Below are 22,409 nucleotides of genomic sequence, written 5' to 3' on the forward strand. Positions count from 1 at the left end.
GTCAGACATCCCCCGCGATCGTGTTGCGCTCGCTCGGCTGGACATAGACCAGCCCGTCGCCCTCGAAGCGCATCTGGAACGCCTCGCCACCGCCCTCGCCGAGGAACGTGCGGAACGTCACACCGGACTGCAACGACTGCCGCACATTGCCCTGATGCGCGATGTACGCGCCCGGATCGACCGTCAGCGGGTACCGGTCGCTGACCCGCAGCACCACCGCGGCCCCGTCCGACATGATCGCCGCCTGGCCGTGGCCCTCGACGGTGGTCGTGAACAGACCGTTGCCCTGCGAGGCGCCGCGCAGGCCCGTGAACGTCGTGCCCGTACGCAGACCCGCGTCCGTGGCGAGCAGATTGCTCGACTCCACGTACAGCTTGTCCCCCTGAAGAGCCACCAGGTTGATCTCCGAGGCCCGGTCCGCGAACCAGCACGTGCCGTGCCCCTTCACCTCCATCACCGTCATCTGCTCGCCGGTGAGGCGCCGGGTCACCATCCCCCGGATCCCCTCACCGCCCCCGCTCAGCTTCTTGAAGGCCATCTGACCGTCGTACGCGACCATGGAGCCGTTCTTCGCCTTCACGGCGTCCCCGGTCATGTCGACGGCCAGCACCTTGCTGCCCTGAAGTCGAAACATCGCCACGCCCTGAAGGTAGCCGCAGCGCCGGACCGCGGACAGAGTCCAGGGGTGGATCTCACCCCTGAGCCGCCCCCTAGGGGCCCCGGACCCGGGATCGCGCCCTTCGGATGCCACAATGTCCGGGACGCTTGTGCTTGCGTTCACAAGGGCAGTGTTCCCCCCGACAGCGAATCCCACCGAAGGTGACCCGTGGACATAAAGACCGCCACCGCACTCCGCCGGCTCCGTCTGGTCTCGGCCCCCGAAGCCGTTTCCTTCCTGCTGCTGCTCGTCTGCTCGGTGCTGAAGCGGACCACGGACTTCAACGCCGTACCCGTCATGGGCGCGGTCCACGGTGTCCTCTTCATCCTGTACGTGATCTTCTGGGCGGACGCCTGGAACCGCGCCCGGTGGAGTGCCGGCACGGGCATCCTCTACTTCGTCCTCTCCGTCCTGCCCACCGGCGGCTTCTTCGCCGAGCGCAGGCTCAAGCGCGAGACCGAGGCCGCGGTCATCGCGTCCCGCGCCCGCAAGGAAGGGGTCGTGAACGCATGATCGTCGCCTTCTCCGTGACACCGCTCGGTGTCGGCGATGACGTGGGGGAGTACGTCGCCGACGCCGTCCGCGTCGTCCGTGAGTCGGGCCTGCCCAACCGCACCGACGCGATGTTCACCTCGATCGAAGGTGACTGGGACGAGGTGATGGCCGTCGTCAAGCGTGCCGTCGCCGTCGTCGAGGAACGCGCGCCCCGCGTCTCGGTCGTCCTCAAGGCGGACATCCGCCCCGGTGTGACCGACGGCCTCACCTCCAAGGTGGAGACAGTGGAGCGACACCTGTCGGCATGACCGCAGGGCGGTATGACGGCGTGTCGGTACGCCGGGCATGACCTCGGGGCCCGCAGGCCCCGCCCGAGAACCCCGGTCCCCAGGACCGGGGTTCTTTCGTCCCCCGGGACGCCGGGGGCAAAGACCACCCGCTCGCACGCCCTCCGCACCCGACCGGACGCGCCCCGTTCGACACGTCGTCAAAACTCCACTTGTGTGGGGGTACCAGCCAGAACGATCACGGGGCACGTTCCACCACTGGAGGGCGATGTGCGGCCCGAGGGCTACGACTACGACACCTACAGCCGACTCGCCGGACCTCTGACCCAGCCGTCCGGCACGGGCTACCGGGTGCAGTACACCCAGCTCCTCTCGCGAGAACCGCACCGAGTGCGCGCCGTCCTGCTGATGACCCTCGCGCCCGTCCTCACCGGCGCGTTCCTCGTCTGCCTCATGTGGCCCACCCACTGGGTGGAACGCGAAGGCGGCGAACCCTGGCTGATCGCCCTGGACACGACCATGCTCATAGCCCTCGGTCTGATCGAGCTGTTCATGGTCGTCAACGTCATGAGCATCGCCCACGCGACGATGGTCGCGCGCGACCCCGTTCCCGTCCTCCCCGCGCAGGGGACCCGGGTCGCGTTCCTCACCACCTACGTCCCGGGAAAGGAACCCCTCGCCACGCTCCGCGCCACCCTCGAAGGCGCCGTCCGGCTCACCCACACCGGTCCCCTCGACGTCTGGCTCCTCGACGAGGGCGACGACGAACAGGCCAGGGCCCTGTGCGCCGAGCTCGGGGTGAGGCACTTCACCCGCAGGGGGGCGCCCGAGTGGAACCGTCCCGAGGGAAGACACAAGGCCCGCACCAAGCACGGCAACTACAACGCGTGGCTCTCCCTTTACGGTCACGCGTACGACTTCTTCGCCTCCGTCGACACCGACCATGTCCCGATGCCCGGATTCCTCGAGCGCATGATGGGCTACTTCCGTGATCCCGACGTCGCGTTCGTCGTCGGCCCCCAGGTGTACGGGAACTACGAGAACCCCGTCACCAAGGCCGCCGAGTCCCAGCAGTTCCTCTTCCACGCCCTGATCCAGCGCGCCGGCAACCGCTACGGCTCGCCCATGTTCGTCGGCACCAACAACGTCGTCCGCATCGCGGCCCTCAAGCAGGTCGGCGGGCTGTACGACTCCATCACCGAGGACATGGCCACCGGGTTCGAGATCCACCGGCACAGGAACCCCCGGACGGGCCGGCACTGGCGGTCCGTCTACACCCCGGACGTCCTCGCCGTCGGCGAAGGCCCCTCCTCCTGGACCGACTTCTTCACCCAGCAGACGCGCTGGTCGCGCGGCACCTACGAGACCCTGTTCAAGCAGTACTGGAAGGCACCGTTCACCATGCCTCCCGGCCGGCTGTTCTCGTACACCCTGATGCTCCTCTACTACCCGATGACAGCCCTCAACTGGCTTCTGGGAATGCTCAGTTGCTTCCTGTTCCTGTGGTTCGGCGCCTCCGGGACACAGGTCACGGCCTCCCTGTGGCTGATGCTCTACGGCGATGCCGCCGCCCTCCAGATCTGCCTGTACCTGTGGAACCGGCGGCACAACGTCTCGCCGCACGAACCCGAGGGATCCGGCGGCCTGGCCGGCATGGCGATGTCGGCACTGTCGGCCCCCATCTATCTGAGGTCGCTCGGTGCGGCGCTGGTCCGGCGCCCCAGCCGGTTCGTCGTCACCCCGAAGGGCGGCGCCAGCCCCGACCGGCTCCTGACCTTCCGCGTCCACCTCGGCTGGGCCGCGCTGCTCGCCGTCTCGCTCGGCGCGTCGGCCGTCCTCGGCCACACCCACGCGGCCATGCGGACCTGGGCGCTGCTGGCCATGGGAATCGCCCTCGCGCCGGTCGCGGTCTGGGGCCGCACCCGCATCGCGGAGCGCCGGACCCCGCTCGTACCGCCCGCCCCCGCCCGGGTCCCCGGCGCCAAGGAACCGGTGCCGGCCGCCGCCGGCCCCATGACGGTCACCGGCTCCACGACAGGAGGTACCTAGGCCATGGCGTACCGGCCCTCGAAGAAGACGAAGAAGACGCTGCTCGGCATCGCGGGCATCGCCGTCCTCGCGGGACTCAACGCACCGGCCGCGCTCGGCTTCGCCGGTGCGGAGTACTACGAGTACAAGATCTCCCAGCCCGCCTACCAGGCGAAGTACGGCTCCTGGAGCGGCGTCGACATCCCCGCGAAGTACCGCACCAACGCGATCCACGCGGCCCTGCTGCACACCGGGAAGGTGCTCATCGTCGCGGGGTCGGGCAACGAACAGAAGAAGTTCGACGCGGGGTCCTTCGACACGATCCTGTGGGATCCGAGGACGGACACCTTCAAGAGGATCCCCACGCCGGACGACTTCTTCTGCTCCGGACACGCCCAGCTGCCCGACGGCAGACTGCTCGTGGCCGGCGGCACCGCCCGTTACGAACGGCTGGACGGCGAGGTCGTACGGGCCGGCGGCGGCATGCGCGTGAAGAACGAGAACCCCGACAAGGCCATCGTCCTCAAGAAGGGCACCGTCTTCCGCTCACCCGCGGGCGTCGACTACGTCAGCAGGGTCGACGTGACGGTCCCCAGGGCCAGGCGGAACCAGGTCATCACGTACGACAAGGCCGGCGTCATGCGGCCCTGGAAGACCGAGGTCACCGCCGGCGAGGCCCGCGTCTTCGTGGAGGCCGAGGAGAAGGGACCCGGGTCGGTCACCGACCGGCAGGCCCAGTACGAGATCGTCGGCCTGCGGGGCGAGGACGCGTACAACACGTACGGCCTCTCGGAGAAGATCACCCTGGCGAAGCAGGACTTCCAGGGCATCAGGGCCGCCTACGAGTTCGACCCGAAGGCCGAGAAGTACATCCCCGTCGACCCGATGGCCAAGGCCCGCTGGTACCCGACCCTCGTCGGGCTCGACGACGGACGGGTCCTCGCCGTCTCCGGCCTCGACGACGTCGGGGTCATCGACCCCGGCGACAACGAGATCTACGACCCGAGGACGAAGAAGTGGAGCCCCGGCCCCCACCGCTACTTCCCCACCTACCCGGCCCTCTTCCTCACCAAGGGCGGCAAACTCTTCTATCCGGCCTCCAACGCCGGATACGGACCCGCCGACCAGGGCCGCGACGCGGGCCTGTGGGACCTCACGGCCAACACGTTCCAGAAGGTGCCCGGCCTGCGGGACGCCGACCAGACGGAGACCTCCGCCTCGCTCCTGCTCCCGCCGGCCCAGGACCAGAAGGTGATGATCCTCGGCGGCGGAGGCGTCGGCGAGTCCCGGAAGTCCACCGCCCGCACCGCCATCGTCGACCTCAAGAAGGACAACCCGGCCTTCCAGGACGGCCCCGACCTCCCCCAGGGCACGCGCTACCTCAACAGCGTGATCATGCCGGACGACTCCGTCTTCACCACCAACGGTTCCAGGGACTACCGCGGCCGCGGCGCCAGCAACATCCTCAAGGCGCAGTTCTACGACCCGAGGGCCAACGCCTTCCATGAGGCGGCGGCTCCGCGCGTGGGCCGCAACTACCACTCCGAGGCGCTGCTGCTGCCCGACGGCCGCGTCGCCACGTTCGGCTCCGACCCGCTCTTCGACGACCGGCGGAACACCAAACTGGGCCACTTCGAACAGCGCATGGAGGTCTTCACCCCGCCCGCCCTGCACCGCAACGGCAGGAACCGCCCGGTGCTCGGCAAGGGCCCCGAGGAACTCGACGGCAACCACCGGGCGACGTTCGCCACCGACCATCCGGAACGGGTCGTCAAGGCCCGGCTGATGCGCCCGAGTGCCGTCACCCACACCACGGACGTCGAGCAGCGGTCGATCGAACTGGGGCTGACGAAGACCGCGGACTCGGTCACCGTCGACGTACCCAGGGACCCGGCGCTGGTGCCGCCCGGCTGGTACATGCTCTTCGTGACGGACGATCGGGGCACGCCGTCCGAGGCGAAGTGGATCCAGGTCAGGTGACGGAATCGCGCGCCAGCTCCAGGGCGTAGTCCGGCCACCACCGGCCGGCCGCCGGTCCGCCCCCGCACTCTCCGTCCGACTCGCCCGGCCGCTTGATCCACAGGTAGGCGTCGAGGACGGGTTCGCCGGTGGCCGTGGTCGGTGGCGTGCCCAGCGCCCGGCCGGGCGGGTTGCACCAGACACCCTCCAGCGGGCCGTTGCCGTTGCGGCTGGTGTCGAGGACGAAGTGCTTGCCGCCGAGCCGGTCGGAGAGGCGGACTCCGTACCGTTTGCCGGCGGCGTTCGTCTGGAAGTTGGAGACGTTGAGCGAGAAGCCGTCGGCGTTCGCGACGCCCGCGCGTTCCAGGGGCTCGACCAGCTTCCCGGGATCGAGGATCCAGGCGGGGTTTCCGGCGTCCAGGTAGACCTTGGTGCGCGGCTGGCGCTTCAGCCGGAGGACCGCCTCGTTGAGCAGCCGTACGCGCTCGTCCTGGTACTCACCGGGCGTGCAGCCGTCCACGATGTGGGCGACCGCGTCCGGTTCCAGGATCACCAGCGCCCGGCCGTCGCCGAGCGCGTCGGCGAACCGGCCGATCCACTCCCGGTAGGCGTCCGCGTCGGCCGCCCCGCCCGCCGAGTGCTGGCCGCAGTCCCGGTGCGGGATGTCGTACGCCACGAACAGCGCCGTCCGCCCCTCCCTGGCCGCGGACGCGGTCGCCGACCGGACCGCCGGGCCCGGGTCGAGCTCGCCGGCCGGCCACAGGGCGACGGGCTCGTCCGCGATCCGCTCCAGCAGCATGGCGTCCCGGGTACGGCCCTGCCGCCGCCACAGCTCGATCTGCCGGGCCGCCGGGCCGGACGGGTCGACCCAGAAGGGCGAGTGGGAGGCGGGGCCCGCCCGCTTCGAGGCGGCACCGACGACGGAGGCCTCGCCGGCCTCGGGCGCGGGCGTGCAGCCCGCGACGAGTCCGAGCGCCGCGAGTGCCGCGAGGGCGTGGATCAGCCGGGGCATGCTGCTCCCTTGCGCGAAGGTGACGACCGGTCACCAATCGTTGCATAAGGGGACATCGCGATGTGGCGGGGAAGCGGCGTGGCGCAGTGGGCGAGCGGCCCCGGTGTCCTCGGGCCGGTCTCCGCCCGACGCCAGCGCGATCCCGAGCGGCGTCCGCTCGTACAGCACCTGGTGGCCGTACCGGCGTGAGACGAGCAGGCCCGCGTCGCGCAGGGCGGCGAGATGCGCGGAGACCGACGACGGCGCGAGGCGCAGCCGCGCGGCGAGGGCCGTCGTGCCGGCCGGTTCGCCGAGCGCGGTGAGCACGGCGGCCCGGCCGCGCCCGAGGAGCCGTACGAGCGCGTCGGGGGTGCGGTCCGTCGGCTCGGCCCACAGGCCGCCGATGCCGCGCGCGGGGTAGACGAGGGTCGCCTGCCAGGGGGGTTCGAAGCCGCTGATCACGTCCGGCCAGGAGAACACGCTCGGCATGAGGACCAGGCCCTGCCCGGCCAGGTGCCGTTCGTGCCGGCCCCCGACCTCGACGGTCAGGGTGTGGGAGCGCCAGCCGAACCGCCGGTCGATCTCCGGGAGGAGCCCGCCGAGGCCGACCTCGGCGAGCCGCCGCGAGTGGAAGGCGACGTCGGCGTCCAGCAGGGCGCGCAGCCGCGGCCAGTCCGGTTCGACGAGGGTGTGCCAGGCCTCTTCCAGCAGGCCGGTCAGTTCGCGCACCATGCGGGCGGGGTCGGCCAGCAGCGCCCGGCCGCGCGGCGAGGCGAGGGCGCCCGGGGTCTCGGCGAGCGAGCGCGCGCTCTCCTCGCGGGCCACGTCCGGGTCGGCCGCGCGGATGGCGGCGATCTCCTCCTCGAAGCTCGCCGCCGGGCCGAGCGGGGGCGGCCCGAGCCAGTCGGGGGAGTAGCCGCGCTGTGGCATCAGCAGCCACAGCGGCGTGAGATCGAGTCCGGCGGCCGCCGCCCGGATGCGGCGCAGCCAGTGTGCGTGATAGCCGTGCCGAGCGGGCCGGTTGAGCGTGCGCACCGCCTCCTGCGTCTCCCACAGCGGCGACACCGCGAACCGGCAGTTGAGGAGGTCGTCCTCCCCGAAGTGCAGCAGTGACGGCATGACACGACCCCAGAAGATTCGGCTGACGCCGAAACTCTACGGGTCAGGAGCGGCTCCGGGCACGCTGTCGCCCATGCCAGAAGCAGAGACCAGTGCCCCACCGGACGCCCTCGGCGCATCAAAGGGTGCCGACGTTCCGGAGGCCGTCCCCGGGCGCACCGGGTACGGTCCCGTGTTCGCCGTGCCCGAGTTCCGCGCCGTCTTCGTCGCGCACGCGTTCTCGCTGCTCGGACTCGTCGTCAGCGAGCTCGCGCTCTCCGTCCTCGTCTACGACCTGACGGGCTCTCCGCTGCTGAGCGCCCTGACGTTCGCGCTCGGCTTCCTGCCCTACCTGATCGGCGGGACCCTGCTCGCGGGCGTCGCGGACCGCTTCCCGGCCCGCCGGGTCCTGGTGGTGTGCGACCTGGTGTGCGCGGGCTGTGTGGCCGTGATGGTGGTGCCGGGCGCGCCCATCGCGGTGCTGCTCGCGATGCGGGCCGCGCTCGCCCTGGTCGCCCCGGTCTTCCAGGGGACTCGGACGGCGACCCTCGCGGACGTCCTCGGGGACGGGGAACTGTTCGTGCTCGGCCGCTCCCTGCTGCGGATCCTGTCGCAGAGCGTGCTGCTGGCCGGGTTCGGGACGGGCGGCCTGCTGCTCACCGTCGTGTCCCCGCGTCACGCGCTCCTCGTGACGGTCTGCACCTTCCTGGTCTCCGCCGTGCTGCTGCGGTTCGGCACCCGGCGGCGGCCCGCGCGGGCGCACGGGGGACAGGCACTCGTGCGGGACTCCCTCCGCGGCGCCCGTCAGGTGCTGGCCGACCGCCGGATCCTCGTGCTGCTCCTGCTGTTCTGGGTACCTCCGATGTTCGTCGTCGCGCCGGAGGCGCTGGCCGCGCCGTACGCCGAAGGGCTCGGGGCCGGTACGGCCGGGCTCGGTCTGCTGTTGTGCGCCATGCCCGTCGGCACGATCGCGGGGGAGCTGTTCGCGGGTTCGCGGCTGCGGCCGGCGACCCGGAACCGGCTCACGCTCCCGCTGGTCTGCGTCACGCTGCTGCCTTTCGCCGGGTACGCGCTGCGGCCCGGTCTCGGCTGGTCGCTGGTCCTGCTGGTGCTCGCCGGTGCCGGATCGGCGTACACCCTCGGCCTGGACCAGTGGTTCGTGCGGGCGGTGCCGGACGAACTGCTCGGGCGGGCCATGACGTTGAACTCGGCCGGGCTGATGACCGTTCAGGGCGTGGGCATGGCGCTGTCGGGCGTGGTGGCGGAGTTCGCCGGGGTGCGGGCGACGGTCGTGGGCGCGGGTGTGCTGGGGACCGCGGTCTGTGTGGGCCTGGCGGTCGCGGCCCGGCGGACCGAACACGGCGAGGAGCGGGGCCAGTAGACAGGTGGGGGAGAGACGTGGACGGCAGGTGGGGGAGGGGCGTGGAGGGCGCGTGGATCCGGCCGCTCGAAGGGGCCCGGAACCCCGCCGTCGCCGGGTCGCGTACCGAAAAGCGAGACGGGGCTGACCACGATGTGACCGGCCGGTAAGGTCTTTGGCGTGCCGAAGCCGCTCAGTCTTGCCTTCGATCCCATCGCCCGCGCCGACGAACACTGGCAGCAGCGCTGGGGTTCCGTGCCGTCCATGGCCGCGATCACCTCGATCATGCGCGCGCACCAGATCCTGCTGGCCGAGGTGGACTCGGTCGTCAAGCCGTACGGACTGACCTTCGCGCGCTACGAGGCGCTGGTGCTGCTCACCTTCTCCAAGGCGGGCGAGCTGCCGATGTCCAAGATCGGCGAGCGGCTCATGGTGCATCCGACGTCGGTCACCAACACGGTGGACCGGCTGGTGCTCTCCGGGCTGGTCGACAAGCGCCCGAACCCCAACGACGGGCGGGGCACCCTCGCCTCCATCACGGACAAGGGCCGCGAGGTCTGCGACGCGGCCACCCGCGACCTGATGGCGATGGACTTCGGGCTCGGGGTCTACGACGCCGAGGAGTGCGGGGAGATCTTCGCGATGCTGCGGCCGCTGCGGGTCGCCGCGCGCGACTTCGACGACGAGTAGGACGACCGGGCCGACGCCTGGTCCGACGACGGGCGGGGCGCCGGGGGCGGGGCGTGGGGGTGCGTGAAGATCGCGCGAAAAGGGTGGTTACCCTCGTGCCATGAAGAAGAGCGTGTTGACCCGCTACCGCGTCATGGCCTACGTCACCGGCGTGCTGCTGGTTCTGCTGTGCCTCAGCATGATCGCCAAGTACGGCCTGGGCGTCGACGGGGCCGCGGACTTCACCCGTGTCGTCGCCATCGCGCACGGCTGGCTGTACGTCGTCTACCTGATCTTCGCCTTCGATCTGGGGTCCAAGGCGAAGTGGCCGGTCGGCAAGCAGCTCTGGGTGCTGCTGGCGGGCACGATTCCCACGGCCGCCTTCTTCGTGGAGCGCCGCATCAGCCACGAGCTCGAATCCCAGGTCGCGGAGGCTTCTCCCGCGGTCGTCAAGGCCTGATCCACACCGCCGTACGAGACCGTACGGCGGTTTGCCATCGACATTTACTAGGACGTCCTAGTAAATTCGAGGGTATGGACGCTCACGCCATCGAGGAAGGCCGCCGACGCTGGCAGGCCCGCTACGACGCTTCGCGCAAGCGCGAGGCCGACTTCACCACGCTCTCCGGCGATGCCGTGGAGCCGGTGTACGGTCCCCGGCCCGGGGACAACTACGAGGGCTTCGAGCAGATCGGCTGGCCCGGGGAGTACCCCTTCACGCGCGGGCTGTACGCGACCGGCTACCGGGGGCGTACGTGGACCATCCGGCAGTTCGCCGGATTCGGCAACGCCGAGCAGACCAACGAGCGCTACAAGAAGATCCTCGCCAACGGCGGCGGAGGCCTCTCCGTGGCCTTCGACATGCCCACGTTGATGGGCCGCGACTCGGACGACCCCCGTGCGCTCGGCGAGGTCGGGCACTGCGGTGTCGCGATCGACTCGGCGGCCGACATGGAGGTCCTCTTCCAGGACATCCCGCTCGGCGACGTCACGACGTCGATGACGATCAGCGGGCCCGCGGTGCCGGTCTTCTGCATGTACCTGGTCGCGGCCGAGCGCCAGGGCATCGACCCCGCCGTACTGAACGGCACGCTCCAGACCGACATCTTCAAGGAGTACATCGCGCAGAAGGAGTGGCTCTTCCAGCCCGAGCCGCATCTGCGCCTCATCGGCGACCTGATGGAGCACTGCGCCGAGAAGATCCCCGCGTACAAGCCGCTGTCCGTCTCCGGGTACCACATCCGGGAGGCGGGCTCCACGGCCGCGCAGGAGCTCGCCTACACGCTGGCGGACGGCTTCGGATATGTGGAACTGGGGCTCTCCCGCGGGCTCGACGTCAACGTCTTCGCCCCCGGTCTCTCCTTCTTCTTCGACGCGCACGTCGACTTCTTCGAGGAGATCGCCAAGTTCCGCGCGGCCCGCCGGATCTGGGCCCGCTGGATGCGGGACGTGTACGGCGCCACCTCGGAGAAGGCGCAGTGGCTGCGCTTCCACACGCAGACCGCGGGTGTCTCGCTGACGGCCCAGCAGCCGTACAACAACGTCGTGCGGACCGCCGTTGAGGCGCTCGCGGCGGTTCTCGGCGGCACGAACTCGCTGCACACGAACGCGCTGGACGAGACGCTCGCCCTGCCGTCCGAGCAGGCCGCGGAGATCGCCCTGCGGACGCAGCAGGTCCTCATGGAGGAGACCGGCGTCGCCAACGTCGCCGACCCGCTGGGCGGTTCCTGGTACGTCGAGCAGCTCACCGACCGGATCGAGGCCGACGCGGAGAAGATCTTCGAGCAGATCAAGGAGCGCGGACTGCGGGCGCACCCGGACGGGAAGCACCCCATCGGTCCCATCACCTCCGGGATCCTGCGCGGGATCGAGGACGGGTGGTTCACCGGGGAGATCGCCGAGTCGGCGTTCCAGTACCAGCGCTCGGTCGAGAAGGGCGACAAGCGGGTCGTCGGCGTCAACGTCCACCACGGGTCCGTGACCGGCGACCTGGAGATCCTCCGGGTCAGCCACGAGGTCGAGCGTGAGCAGGTGCGGGAGCTGGGCTCGCGCAAGGAGGGCCGTGACGAGGCCGCCGTGCGCGGCGCGCTGGACGCCATGCTCGCCGCCGCGCGCGACGGCTCCAACATGATCGCCCCCATGCTGGAGGCGGTCCGCGCCGAGGCGACGCTCGGCGAGATCTGCGGTGTCCTGCGGGACGAGTGGGGCGTGTACACGGAGCCGGCGGGCTTCTGACCCACCCCGGGCAGCCTGGCGTCCCTGGCTGCCCGGCATCCGGGCCGGGTCCGGGGCTCCGGACCCTCGCTCCGCCATCGAGGCCTGCGCGGCGCCAGGTGCCCTTTTCTCGCCCCCTCCGCCCCTACCCGTCCCGTACCCGGGGGCTCCGCCCCCGGACCCCCGCTCCTCAATCGCCGGAGGGGCTGACACTTCGCCGGCCGGGGCTGTGACCGTCCGGGTCTCGCACCCGCAGTCGGCCCCGACCCGCAACGGGCTGACGCCGGACGTCCGCCGCGTCGCGTCGGTCAGGGGCCGGAGGCGGTCTCCGGCGGGACCGGGCCGGAGGCCGTCGCGCCGACCAGGCCGAGGAGCAGGATCCGGGTGAACGAGCGCACCCACTCCTCGTCCGCGGGTTCGGCGCTGACCAGGGTGCGGTGGACGACCGCTCCGGCGACCACGTCGAAGATCAGGGCGGCGGTGCGGTCGGCGGCGGCCGGGTCCGTCTCCGGGGGGAGTTCGCCGCGGGCCTGGGCGCGGGCGCGGCCCTCCATGACCAGGCGCTTCTGCCGGTCGACGATGGACGTGCGGATGCGTTCGCGCAGCGGTTCGTCCCGGGTGGACTCCGCGACCACGGCCATCAGCGCCGTCTTCGCCTCCGGGCGGTCCAGGATCGCCGCGAACTGGAGCACCACGCCCTCGATGTCGGCGGCCAGACTGCCCCGGTCGGGGAGCTCCAGCTCGTCGAAGAGTTCGGCCACCGCGTCGACGACGAGTTCGTTCTTGCCCGCCCAGCGACGGTAAAGGGTCGTTTTGGCCACTCCGGCGAGGGTCGCCACGTACCCCAACGTCAGTTTGGACCAGCCCAGTTCGACCAGGGCCGTGCGCGTCGCCTCCAGGATCGCGGCGTCCGCGGCGGCGCTGCGGGGGCGGCCCGTACGGGCGGCCTGGGAGCGACATTGCATGTCAGTGACCATATCCGGCCGCTTCGGTGGCCATATCCGGCGGTTATGTGAAGCCGTGAGGGAGATCACCGGGAGACGGTGCACGGGCATGCCCTCACCCAGTTACGCTACGACTCGTAGCGAAAGCTCGAACGCGGCGACAACCGCACAGGCGCCAGGTGGGGACCCGGTGCCGAACACGCATGACAAGGCTTGGCTTTCACAACGCTTTTCACACGTGCGCGAGGAAGGGGGAGGATGTACTCATGCAGCCACGGAACATGTCCATGAGCGGAGTCGTCGACCTCGCCGCGGTGAAGGCGGCCCAGGAGGCCAAGTCGAAGGCGGAGCAGGCGCGAGCCGAAGCCGCCAGGCAGGGCGGTGGGGGCGCCGCGGTGACCCCCGCCAGTCTCGTCATCGACGTCGACGAGGCGGGATTCGAGCACGACGTCCTGCAGCGCTCCACCGAGGTGCCCGTCGTCATCGACTTCTGGGCCGAGTGGTGCGAGCCCTGCAAGCAGCTGAGCCCGGTCCTGGAGCGGCTGGCCGTCGAGTACAACGGGCGCTTCGTGCTCGCGAAGATCGACGTCGACGCCAACCAGATGCTGATGCAGCAGTTCGGGGTCCAGGGGATTCCGGCCGTTTTCGCGGTGGTGGCCGGACAGGCCCTGCCGCTCTTCCAGGGAGCCGCTCCCGAGACGCAGATCCGCGAGACCCTCGACCAGCTCGTCCAGGTCGCCGAGCAGCGCTTCGGCCTGACCGGTCTGACGGTCGACGCCGACGCCGGGCCGGGCGAGGCCCCCGCGGCGCAGGAGATGCCGGCCGGACCGTACGACGCGCTCCTCGAGGCCGCCGTGCAGGCGCTGGACGCGGGCGACTTCGGCGGTGCCGTCCAGGCCTACAGGAACGTGCTGGGCGACGACCCGGGCAACACGGAGGCCAAACTGGGACTGGCCCAGGCCGAGTTGCTCCAGCGGGTGCAGAGCCTCGATCCGCAGCAGGTCCGCAAGGACGCCGCCGAGAAGCCCGGGGACGCGCGGGCGCAGATCGCGGGGGCCGACCTGGACCTCGTGGGCGGCCATGTCGAGGACGCCTTCGGGCGGCTCATCGAGACGGTGCGGCGCACGGCGGGCGACGACCGGGACGCCGTACGGCTGAGGCTGTTGGAGCTCTTCGAGGTGGTCGGTGCCGACGACCCGCGCGTGATCGCGGCGCGCCGGGCGCTGGCCCGGGCTCTGTTCTGACCAGTCCCTAAACGTCAGGGCCTGTGATGCCCAGGTGAAAGATTGGCCGACAGGGGTACAAGTGGCCGCGCTTTACCAAAACTTGGTAAACGCGGCCGCTGTTACTCGTAGTAAGTCGAGGGCGTTGAACTGTCTGGTTCCGTCCGGCATTTGACCGTTGTGTAACCCCCGACGGGGCCACCCTGTGTCGCCACCCGATACCGACGGGTCGTCCTTCGGTTATCCCGCCGTTACTAGCGAGTAACGAACCCCCTTGTGCGCGCGGCGAGAATGCACCACGATCGGCGACGCTCGGTCCATTCCCGCACCCCGACAGCCAATCGGGTCGGCGGACTTTCTGGGTCCCCACCGAGTAGGGCCGACAGCAGTGCGGTCGGCTCTTGGGCAGGGGGGTCTTCGCCGTCCGGCGGAGCCTGTCCAGCAGGTTGTGCGTGATGTGTGTCAGGCGCGACCAGTGGTTGTCGCTCGGGGGTGATCGCCGGTGATTCGGGTGCAAAAGCACCTCCGGGTACAGGCGCTCTCCTTCCCGAGGACGTAGCACTTCTCCCATCCCTGCCCGGCTGAGCCGCCGCAACGTGGCAGTCAGGGCCAGGAGATGTACGTCCGAGAAGGAGGAAATTATGATGTCCCAGGTGCGTGGCGGGACCAGATGGAAGCGGTTCGCCGTCGTCATGGTGCCCAGCGTGGCAGCCACGGCAGCGATAGGTGTCGCCCTCGCGCAGGGTGCCCTCGCCGCGTCGTTCAGCGTCTCCGGTCAGTCGTTCAAGGTGTCTGCGGACAAGCTTGACGGCCAGGGCTTCTCGCAGTACGGAGCCATTGACTCGGGTTACACCCTCGACGGTAAGCAGACAGGGCACCCCGTCGCGGTCTCGGCGTTCACGAGCGCCAAGATCACCAACATGTGCCAGTCCGTCGTCACCCCGGGCATCCCGGGGTTCGGTTCCGTCAGCCTCGTGCTGAAGGCCGGCGGCAGCGGTACGCCGGTCGAGGCGGACAACCTGTACATCGACGTCGAGGACCTCGGCGCCGACGCGACGTTCCGCGGCATCGACATCGGTGTTGCCGCCAAGGACACCACCAAGGGTCCGGGCATGAAGGGTGGCGGCGAAGCGGCCAACCCCTACGGCTTCGCTCAGCAGGCCACCTCGGCCACGCTGACCGACGTGAAGCAGACGGCGTGGGCGACCACCGCCGGCACGTTCAAGCTCAGCGGCCTGCACATGTCGGTGTCCGCGGGCACCCACGAGTGCTACTGAGCACCCCAGGGGTGGGCGAGGAGGCCCAGGCCGCTTCGCCCGCCCCGCCGCTCCGCCCGTCGTACGCGGAGCACTCAACGCGTACTTCTCACAGCAATGCCGTTCCAGGGAGCTGTTTCCATGAGCGCCGAGACTCCTGCCGCGCCCGGCCAGAACGATGAGCACTACCTTCAGGTGTTCCGGCGGAACTTCCGTGACTGGAGGGGCGACCGCCCGTTCTGGGCCGGTCTGTTCATCGGGTTCGGCGGTGTCCCCATCGCCTACTTCCCGTACGCGCACCTTCAGGTCGGCCATCTGACGCTGGCGATGTCCACCACCGCCGGAGCCGGCTCCCTGATCATCGGCGTGCTCCTCGTCGTGCTCGGGATCAGCCTCTGGTTCCAGAAGCACGTACGGACGTTCGCCGGTGTCGCCGCGATCCTCCTGGCGCTGGTGTCCATCCCGGTGGCCAACCTGGGCGGCTTCCTGATCGGCTTCCTGTTCTCCCTCATCGGCGGCGCCATGGCGGTCTCCTGGGTTCCCGGCGAACCCGACGAGGGGTACTCCACGCAGCGGTCCCCCGACAAGGAGGGCCTGCCGGACAGCGCGGCGGCCGAGCCCGTCGGACCCGAGGCGGCGGACGGTACGGACTACCCGAACGATCTGTCAGGAACGAGCCCGAGCAACGGGGCGAACGGGAGGCACAGTGCCGGCTGACAAGGTGACCCACGGGACTGATGTGGAGGAGTCCCGTGTGAGAACCGGGCCGCGCCACGCGGCCCCGAGGAAGCCGCTGCTCACCAGGATCCAGATGCCCGCCGGCAAGGCGATAGCCATCGCGGCGATGCCGACGGCCGTCCTCATGGGCATGGGCTTCGTCCCGACGCTCGCCCAGGCCGACGACCACTCCACGTCCAAGACCCTCACGGCGGACGAGTACCAGGCGTGCGTCGAGGCCGTGACCGGCAAGGACGCGTCGGCCACACCGGCGCCGTCCGCCTCGGCGAGCGCGAGCGCGTCGTCCGACCAGGCCACACCGAGCCCCTCCGCGTCGTCGGAGTCCGCGGCACCGGGCAAGACCTCTTCGTCGGATTCAGGTTCCGACGACAAGGCCACGCCCGCGCCCTCGGCGTCCTCCTCCGCGAGCACGCCGAGCACGTCGGACAAGGCGGCGGACAGCGGCGCTTCCACGCCGACCCCCTCGGCGTCGGCGAGCACCACGAACCCGCTCGACCCGCTGGGCGTCGGCGACGCCATCAAGAACATCCTCACGCCCGACGAGACGGCGAGCTCCACACCCGCGCCGTCCGCCTCGGCGAGCGCGAGCGCGAGTGCCGGCACGGACGCGTCCGACGGCAAGAGCGCCTCCGACACCGTCAAGGACACGACCGGCAAGGTCACCGAGACGGTCGGGGACACCACCAAGAAGGCCACCGACACGGCGTCGAAGGCCGCCTCGGACACCACCGAGACGGTCAAGAAGGCAGCCGACGCGGTCACCGAGTCGCCCAGCCCGTCCGCGAGCGCCACCACGAACGCCGCGGACTGCCCCGTCGCGACCGACGACACGGGCGGTGTGGACAACGCGGTCACCCTGCCGGTCGACCCCTGGCACCTCAGCGCCAGTTCGCTGACCCTCAAGGGCGCCGACTACCAGGGCATCGTCAAGGTGCGGACCGCCGACGGCACGATCAAGAAGGTCCTGAAGTACGTCATCTCCGACGGCACCGACATCGGGGACCTGCACCAGACGGTGGACGACAAGCAGAGCGGCAAGACCTACCACGTACAGGCCGCGAAGGGCTCGACGTCCACCATCCGTGACGGCAAGACGATCATGTACACGGAGAGCATCTCCGGGAACCTGCTCGGGCTCATCCCGATCACGTTCGACCCGGACAACCCTCCGCCGCTGAACATCCCGCTGATCTACTTCACCAAGGTGACGGTCGTTCAGGCGGGTCAGTTCGGCGGCACCCTGACCGTCCCCGGACTCCACCAGTACACGACCGGCTGAGTCGTCCAGAGCCCGTCCGGGAGCCGCACAAACGCTGAGGGGCGCCCCCTGTTCGCAGGGGGCGCCCCTCAGTGGCGTACGGAGGCCGGGGGATCAGGCGTGGTCGACCTCGCCCAGGTGGTGCACCCGGACCATGTTGGTGGTGCCGGGGACACCGGGGGGCGAACCGGCGGTCATCACGACGACGTCGCCCTCGTTGAACCGCTTGAGCTTCTGCAGCTCGCGGTCGACCAGTTCGATCATCTCGTCGGTGCTGTTCACGAACGGCACGACGTGCGACTCGACGCCCCAGCTCAGCGTGAGCTGGTTGCGGGTGCCCTCGTCCGTGGTGAAGGCCAGGATCGGCTGGGCGGCGCGGTAGCGGGAGAGCCGGCGGGCGGTGTCACCGGACTTGGTGAAGGCCACCAGACCCTTGCCGCCGAGGAAGTCGGCGATCTCGCAGGCGGCACGGGCGACCGAGCCACCCTGCGTGCGCGGCTTCTTGCCCGGGACCAGCGGCTGCAGGCCCTTGGAGAGGAGCTCCTCCTCGGCCGCGACGACGATCTTCGACATCGTCTTCACGGTCTCGACCGGGTACGCGCCCACGCTGGACTCGGCCGACAGCATGACCGCGTCCGCGCCGTCCAGGATCGCGTTGGCCACGTCGGAGGCCTCGGCGCGTGTCGGACGGGAGTTGGTGATCATCGACTCCATCATCTGGGTCGCGACGATCACCGGCTTGGCGTTGCGGCGGCACAGCTCCACGAGGCGCTTCTGCACCATCGGCACCCGCTCCAGCGGGTACTCGACGGCCAGGTCGCCGCGGGCCACCATGACGGCGTCGAACGCCGCGACGACGCCCTCCATGTTGTCGACCGCCTGCGGCTTCTCCACCTTGGCGATGACGGGGACGCGGCGGCCCTCCTCGTCCATCACCTTGTGGACGTCGTTCACGTCGTCGGCGTCGCGCACGAAGGACAGGGCGACCATGTCGCAGCCCATCCGCAGGGCGAAGCGCAGGTCCTCGACGTCCTTCTCCGACAGCGCCGGCACGTTCACGGCCGCGCCGGGCAGGTTGATGCCCTTGTGGTCGGAGATCACGCCGCCCTCGATGACGACCGTCTTGACCCGGGGGCCGTCGATCTCGACGACCCGCAGCTCGACGTTGCCGTCGTTGATGAGGATCTGGTCGCCCTTGGAGACGTCACCGGGCAGACCCTTGTAGGTCGTGCCGCAGATGTGCTTGTCACCCGGCACGTCCTCGGCCGTGATGACGAACTCGTCGCCACGCTCCAGCTCGACGGGGCCTTCGGCGAAGGTCTCCAGGCGGATCTTGGGGCCCTGCAGGTCGGCGAGCACACCGATGGCGATACCGGTCTCGGCCGAGGCGGCCCGGACACGGTCGTACCGGCCCTGGTGCTCGGCGTGGGATCCGTGGCTGAAGTTGAAACGGGCCACGTTCATGCCGGCCTGGATCAGCGCGACCAGCTTCTCGTGGGAGTCGACCGCGGGGCCGAGAGTACAGACGATTTTCGAACGGCGCATAGGGCGATCCTATCGGTTTGTTTCGCTACGGAATATTCCGTCTGGTGGAAGATACAAATGGGCGGGCGGGCGCTCAGGCGTGGCTTTCCGGCCCGCTCAGACGTTGCCCTTTCCGACCAGCGCGTACGTCTGTGTGGCGATCTCCAGTTCCTCGTCCGTCGGCACCACGGCGACCGCGACGCGCGCGTACGGCGGTGAGATCAGCCGGGGCTCACCGCCGCGTACGGCGTTCAGGTCGCCGTCGACCGCGAGCCCCAGTTCCTCCAGGCCCGTGATCGCGGCCTCGCGCACCGGGGCGGCGTTCTCGCCCACCCCGGCGGTGAAGGCGACGGCGTCCACCCGGCCGAGGACCGCGTAGTAGGCGCCGATGTATTTCTTCAGCCGGTGGATGTAGATGTCGAAGGCGAGCCTGGCCCGCTCGTCGCCCTCGTCGACACGGCGACGGATCTCCCGCATGTCGTTGTCGCCGCACAGACCGATCAGACCGCTCTTCTTGTTGAGCAAAGTGTCGATCTCGTCCGTGGACATCTTGCCAACGCGCTCCAAATGGAAGATGACGGCCGGATCCACGTCGCCGGAGCGTGTTCCCATCACGAGGCCCTCCAGGGGCGTGAGCCCCATCGAGGTGTCCACGCACCGCCCGCCCCTGACCGCCGACGCCGAGGCCCCGTTGCCCAGATGCAGCACGATGACGTTGACCTCCTCGGGTGCCTTGCCGAGAAGCCCGGCGGTCGCCCGGGAGACGTAGGCGTGCGAGGTGCCGTGGAACCCGTAGCGGCGGATGCGGTGCTCGTCGGCGGTCGCCACGTCGATCGCGTAGCGCGCGGCCGACTCCGGCATCGTCGTGTGGAACGCGGTGTCGAAGACCGCGACCTGGGGGAGGTCGGGGCGCAGCGCCATCGCGGTGCGGATGCCGGTGAGGTTCGCCGGGTTGTGCAGCGGCGCCACCGGGATCAGCCGCTCGATCTCCGCGAGGACCGCCTCGTCGATGACGGTCGGTTCGGTGAAGGTCCGCCCGCCGTGCACCACCCGGTGGCCGATCGCGGCCAGTTCGGGGGAGTCCAGACCGAGTCCGTCCACCGCCAGTTCCGCCGCCACCGCCTTCAGCGCGGCCTCGTGACCGGCGAACTCGGCGGCCCTCTCGCGGGTCTCACCCGTCGTCAGCGCGGTGTGCCGCAGCAGGGAGGTTCCCTCACCGATGCGTTCCACCAGACCGACGGCGAGCCGTGAGCTGTCGCGCATGTCGAGAAGCTGGTATTTGACCGACGAGGAGCCGGAGTTGATGACGAGGACACGGGTGGCCGGCGGGGAGGCGGGCTCGTCGGTCACGGCGGCGGGGGACGGGTGGGCGCTCACTGCTGGGCAGCCTTCTGGTCGGGGGTCTGGGACTGGATCGCCGTGATGGCGACCGTGTTGACGATGTCCTGGACGAGCGCGCCGCGGGACAGGTCGTTGACGGGCTTGCGCAGACCCTGGAGCACCGGGCCGACGGCGATCGCGCCGGCCGAACGCTGCACGGCCTTGTAGGTGTTGTTGCCGGTGTTGAGGTCGGGGAAGATCAGCACGGACGCCTGCCCGGCGACCTTCGACTCCGGCAGCTTGGTCGCCGCGACCGACGGCTCGACGGCGGCGTCGTACTGGATCGGCCCCTCGATCCGCAGGTCGCCGCGGCGCCGGCGCACCAGCTCGGTCGCCTCGCGCACCTTGTCGACGTCGGCGCCCGAACCCGAGGTGCCCGTGGAGTACGACAGCATCGCGATCCGCGGCTCCACGCCGAACTGCTCCGCGGTGGCGGCCGAGGAGATGGCGATGTCGCAGAGCTGCTCGGCGTCCGGGTCGGGGTTCACCGCGCAGTCGCCGTAGACCAGGACCTTGTCGGCCAGGCACATGAAGAAGACCGACGAGACGATCCTCGACTCCGGCCGGGTCTTGATGATCTCGAAGGCGGGCCGGATGGTCGCGGCCGTCGAGTGCACGGCCCCCGACACCATGCCGTCGGCGAGGCCCTCCTGCACCATGAGCGTCCCGAAGTAGTTCACGTCCGCCACGACGTCGTAGGCCAGCTCGACCGTGACCCCCTTGTGGGCGCGCAGTTCGGCGTACTTCTCGGCGAAGGAGTCCCGCAGCGGCGAGGTCTGCGGGTCGACGATCTGGGTGGCGCTGACGTCGATGCCGAGGTCGGCGGCCTTCTTGCGGATCTGGTCGACCGGGCCCAGCAGGGTCAGATCGCAGACACCCCGGCGCAGCAGCACCTCGGCGGCGTGCAGGACGCGCTCCTCGGTGCCCTCGGGAAGCACGACACGGCGCTTGTCGGAACGGGCCTGCTCCAGCAGCTTGTGCTCGAACATCATCGGGGTGACCCGGTCGCTGCTGGGCGCGGAGACCCGCTTCAGCAGGTCGCTGGTGTCCACGTACCGCTCGAAGAGGCCGAGCGCGGTCTCCGCCTTGCGGGGCGTGGCCGCGTTCAGCTTGCCCTCCATGGCGAACAGCGCGGTCGCGGTGGGGAAGGAGTTCCCGGCCACCGAGACGACCGGGGTGCCGGGCGCGAGGCGGGCCGCGAGCGTGAGGATCTCGCTGCTGGGCCGCTCGTCCAGGGTGAGCAGGATGCCGGCTATGGGCGGGGTGCCGGCGCTGTGCGCGGCGAGCGTGCCGATCACCAGATCGGCACGGTCCCCCGGGGTGACCACCAGGCATCCGGGGGTCAGCGCCCGCAGGAAGTTCGGCAGCATCGCGCCGCCGAAGACGAAGTCGAGCGCGTCACGGGCGAGCCCCGCGTCGTCGCCGAGGAGCACCTTGCCGTCGAACGCGTGGGTGATCTGCGCGACGGTGGGAGCGGAGAGCGCGGGCTCGTCCGGAAGGACGTAACAGGGCACCGGGAGCCGGGAGTCGAGCCGCTCCAGGATCTCCGTCCGGTCCTCCGGGGCCACCCGGTTCACCACCATGGCGAGGACGTCGCATCCCAGCCCGTCGTACGCGCGGTAGGCGTTGCGCGTCTCGGAGCGCACCGACTCGGCACTCTCGCCCCGGCCGCCGACGACCGGGATCACGGACGCGGCGAACTCGTTCGCCAGGCGGGCGTTGAGCGCCAGCTCGTCCGGGACCTGCGTGCCGGCGAAGTCGGTGCCGAGGACGAGGACGACGTCGTAGTCACGGGCGACCAGGTGGAAGCGGTCGACGAGGGTGGACACCAGCTCGTCGGTGCCCTGCTCGGCCTGGAGCGCGGACGCCTCGTGGTAGTCCATGCCGTACACCGTCGCCGGGTCCTGCGCGAGCCGGTAGCGGGCCCGCAGCAGCTCGAAGAGCCGGTCCGGACCGTCGTGCACGAGCGGACGGAACACCCCCACCCGGTCGACCTGGCGGGTCAGGAGCTCCATGACCCCCAGTTCGACGACCTGACGGCCGTCACCTCGGTCGATCCCGGTCACGTACACGCTGCGCGTCACGCGTGCTCTCCATCCGTTTCTTCGCCAGGCGGTTTCTGGGCTCGGAAAAAGGGCCCACCAACGTGAGCAGGACCCTCTTGACAATACCTCTGGGGCTGGCTAAGGCGCCCGCCAGGGCGAACGCGCCGGTCGGCCGGGACCGGCGTTCCGGCGGCCCGGCGGATGGGCCGTAGGAGGGAATCGGCGGGTCACCCCGGGCCATGAAACAATCGAACCGGCTCACACGGACCAGCAGGGAGCAGG

The 22,409-nt window shown here is 70.3% G+C and carries 19 protein-coding genes; 12 read left to right on the top strand and 7 right to left on the bottom strand.

The window, feature by feature from the left end; all coding sequences use genetic code 11:
* Window position 1 precedes the first annotated feature (1 nt).
* Window positions 2–634, bottom strand: coding sequence for an AIM24 family protein (locus tag ACZ6KY_RS07520; RefSeq protein ID WP_469309408.1), 633 nt, complete (start codon window positions 632–634; stop codon window positions 2–4).
* A gap of 192 nt (window positions 635–826) precedes the next feature.
* On the opposite strand from ACZ6KY_RS07520, the gene ACZ6KY_RS07525 reads away from it, so the two are divergent.
* From ACZ6KY_RS07525 to glxA, 4 genes are all read left to right on the top strand, one after another.
* Window positions 827–1,171 (top strand): DUF3817 domain-containing protein, encoded by a 345-nt coding sequence (locus ACZ6KY_RS07525; RefSeq protein ID WP_469309359.1) that lies wholly within the window; start codon window positions 827–829, stop codon window positions 1,169–1,171.
* Window positions 1,168–1,461, top strand: a complete 294-nt coding sequence (locus ACZ6KY_RS07530) for an MTH1187 family thiamine-binding protein (protein ID WP_399211856.1) — start codon at window positions 1,168–1,170, stop codon at window positions 1,459–1,461. The genes ACZ6KY_RS07525 and ACZ6KY_RS07530 overlap by 4 nt, the downstream gene beginning before the upstream one ends.
* Window positions 1,462–1,710: 249 nt before the next feature.
* Window positions 1,711–3,489, top strand: coding sequence for a glycosyltransferase family 2 protein (locus ACZ6KY_RS07535; RefSeq protein WP_469309409.1), 1,779 nt, complete (start codon window positions 1,711–1,713; stop codon window positions 3,487–3,489).
* Window positions 3,490–3,492: 3 nt separating this feature from the next.
* Window positions 3,493–5,448: a radical copper oxidase GlxA gene (glxA, locus tag ACZ6KY_RS07540; protein WP_469309360.1), complete on the top strand. Its 1,956-nt coding sequence runs from the start codon at window positions 3,493–3,495 to the stop codon at window positions 5,446–5,448.
* Here the strand turns inward: glxA and ACZ6KY_RS07545 are convergent.
* Entirely contained in the window at window positions 5,441–6,439 is a 999-nt protein-coding gene (locus tag ACZ6KY_RS07545) for a glycoside hydrolase family 6 protein (protein ID WP_469309361.1), read from the bottom strand. The two genes, glxA and ACZ6KY_RS07545, sit on opposite strands and share 8 nt — an antisense overlap.
* Window positions 6,440–6,469: 30 nt before the next feature.
* Window positions 6,470–7,537, bottom strand: a complete 1,068-nt coding sequence (locus tag ACZ6KY_RS07550; RefSeq protein WP_469309362.1) for an ArsR/SmtB family transcription factor — start codon at window positions 7,535–7,537, stop codon at window positions 6,470–6,472.
* 73 nt (window positions 7,538–7,610) lie between these two features.
* Between ACZ6KY_RS07550 and ACZ6KY_RS07555 the strand changes: the two genes are divergently transcribed.
* The 4 genes from ACZ6KY_RS07555 (at window position 7,611) to ACZ6KY_RS07570 (ending at window position 11,780) form a co-directional block, all read left to right on the top strand.
* The gene (locus tag ACZ6KY_RS07555; RefSeq protein WP_469309363.1) at window positions 7,611–8,897 is read left to right on the top strand and encodes an MFS transporter; all 1,287 of its coding nucleotides are present in this window, start codon (window positions 7,611–7,613) and stop codon (window positions 8,895–8,897) included.
* 159 nt (window positions 8,898–9,056) lie between these two features.
* Window positions 9,057–9,566 carry a MarR family winged helix-turn-helix transcriptional regulator gene (locus ACZ6KY_RS07560; RefSeq protein WP_469309364.1) on the top strand — a complete coding sequence of 170 codons (510 nt, stop codon included), beginning with the start codon at window positions 9,057–9,059 and terminating at the stop codon, window positions 9,564–9,566.
* Window positions 9,567–9,666: 100 nt separating this feature from the next.
* The gene (locus ACZ6KY_RS07565; RefSeq protein WP_467755837.1) at window positions 9,667–10,005 is read left to right on the top strand and encodes a DUF3817 domain-containing protein; all 339 of its coding nucleotides are present in this window, start codon (window positions 9,667–9,669) and stop codon (window positions 10,003–10,005) included.
* 74 nt (window positions 10,006–10,079) lie between these two features.
* Window positions 10,080–11,780, top strand: a complete 1,701-nt coding sequence (locus tag ACZ6KY_RS07570; RefSeq protein WP_469309365.1) for an acyl-CoA mutase large subunit family protein — start codon at window positions 10,080–10,082, stop codon at window positions 11,778–11,780.
* 287 nt (window positions 11,781–12,067) lie between these two features.
* Here ACZ6KY_RS07570 and ACZ6KY_RS07575 read toward each other — a convergent pair whose 3' ends face one another.
* Window positions 12,068–12,724 (bottom strand): TetR/AcrR family transcriptional regulator, encoded by a 657-nt coding sequence (locus ACZ6KY_RS07575; RefSeq protein WP_469309366.1) that lies wholly within the window; start codon window positions 12,722–12,724, stop codon window positions 12,068–12,070.
* 245 nt (window positions 12,725–12,969) lie between these two features.
* Here ACZ6KY_RS07575 and ACZ6KY_RS07580 point away from each other — a divergent pair, with 245 nt between their 5' ends.
* The 4 genes from ACZ6KY_RS07580 to ACZ6KY_RS07595 all read left to right on the top strand — a co-directional run bounded on the left by ACZ6KY_RS07580 (window position 12,970) and on the right by ACZ6KY_RS07595 (window position 17,199).
* On the top strand, window positions 12,970–13,947 hold the full coding sequence (locus ACZ6KY_RS07580) for a tetratricopeptide repeat protein (RefSeq protein ID WP_469309367.1): 978 nt from the start codon (window positions 12,970–12,972) through the stop codon (window positions 13,945–13,947).
* A 620-nt stretch (window positions 13,948–14,567) separates the two neighbouring features.
* Entirely contained in the window at window positions 14,568–15,203 is a 636-nt protein-coding gene (locus ACZ6KY_RS07585; RefSeq protein WP_365879567.1) for a DUF6230 family protein, read from the top strand.
* Window positions 15,204–15,323: 120 nt separating this feature from the next.
* Window positions 15,324–15,899 carry a DUF6114 domain-containing protein gene (locus ACZ6KY_RS07590; RefSeq protein ID WP_469309368.1) on the top strand — a complete coding sequence of 192 codons (576 nt, stop codon included), beginning with the start codon at window positions 15,324–15,326 and terminating at the stop codon, window positions 15,897–15,899.
* Window positions 15,889–17,199, top strand: coding sequence for a hypothetical protein (locus ACZ6KY_RS07595; protein WP_469309369.1), 1,311 nt, complete (start codon window positions 15,889–15,891; stop codon window positions 17,197–17,199). The genes ACZ6KY_RS07590 and ACZ6KY_RS07595 overlap by 11 nt, the downstream gene beginning before the upstream one ends.
* A 93-nt stretch (window positions 17,200–17,292) precedes the next feature.
* On the opposite strand, the gene pyk is transcribed toward ACZ6KY_RS07595, so the two are convergent.
* From pyk to pta, 3 genes are all read right to left on the bottom strand, one after another.
* Window positions 17,293–18,723: a pyruvate kinase gene (gene pyk / locus ACZ6KY_RS07600; RefSeq protein WP_469309370.1), complete on the bottom strand. Its 1,431-nt coding sequence runs from the start codon at window positions 18,721–18,723 to the stop codon at window positions 17,293–17,295.
* A gap of 96 nt (window positions 18,724–18,819) precedes the next feature.
* Window positions 18,820–20,079, bottom strand: a complete 1,260-nt coding sequence (locus tag ACZ6KY_RS07605; protein ID WP_469309371.1) for an acetate kinase — start codon at window positions 20,077–20,079, stop codon at window positions 18,820–18,822.
* Window positions 20,076–22,166, bottom strand: a complete 2,091-nt coding sequence (gene pta / locus ACZ6KY_RS07610; protein ID WP_469309372.1) for a phosphate acetyltransferase — start codon at window positions 22,164–22,166, stop codon at window positions 20,076–20,078. Before pta ends, ACZ6KY_RS07605 begins: the two co-directional genes overlap by 4 nt.
* Window positions 22,167–22,409: the final 243 nt, after the last annotated feature.

Source organism: Streptomyces sp. NPDC042002, assembly GCF_055588305.1.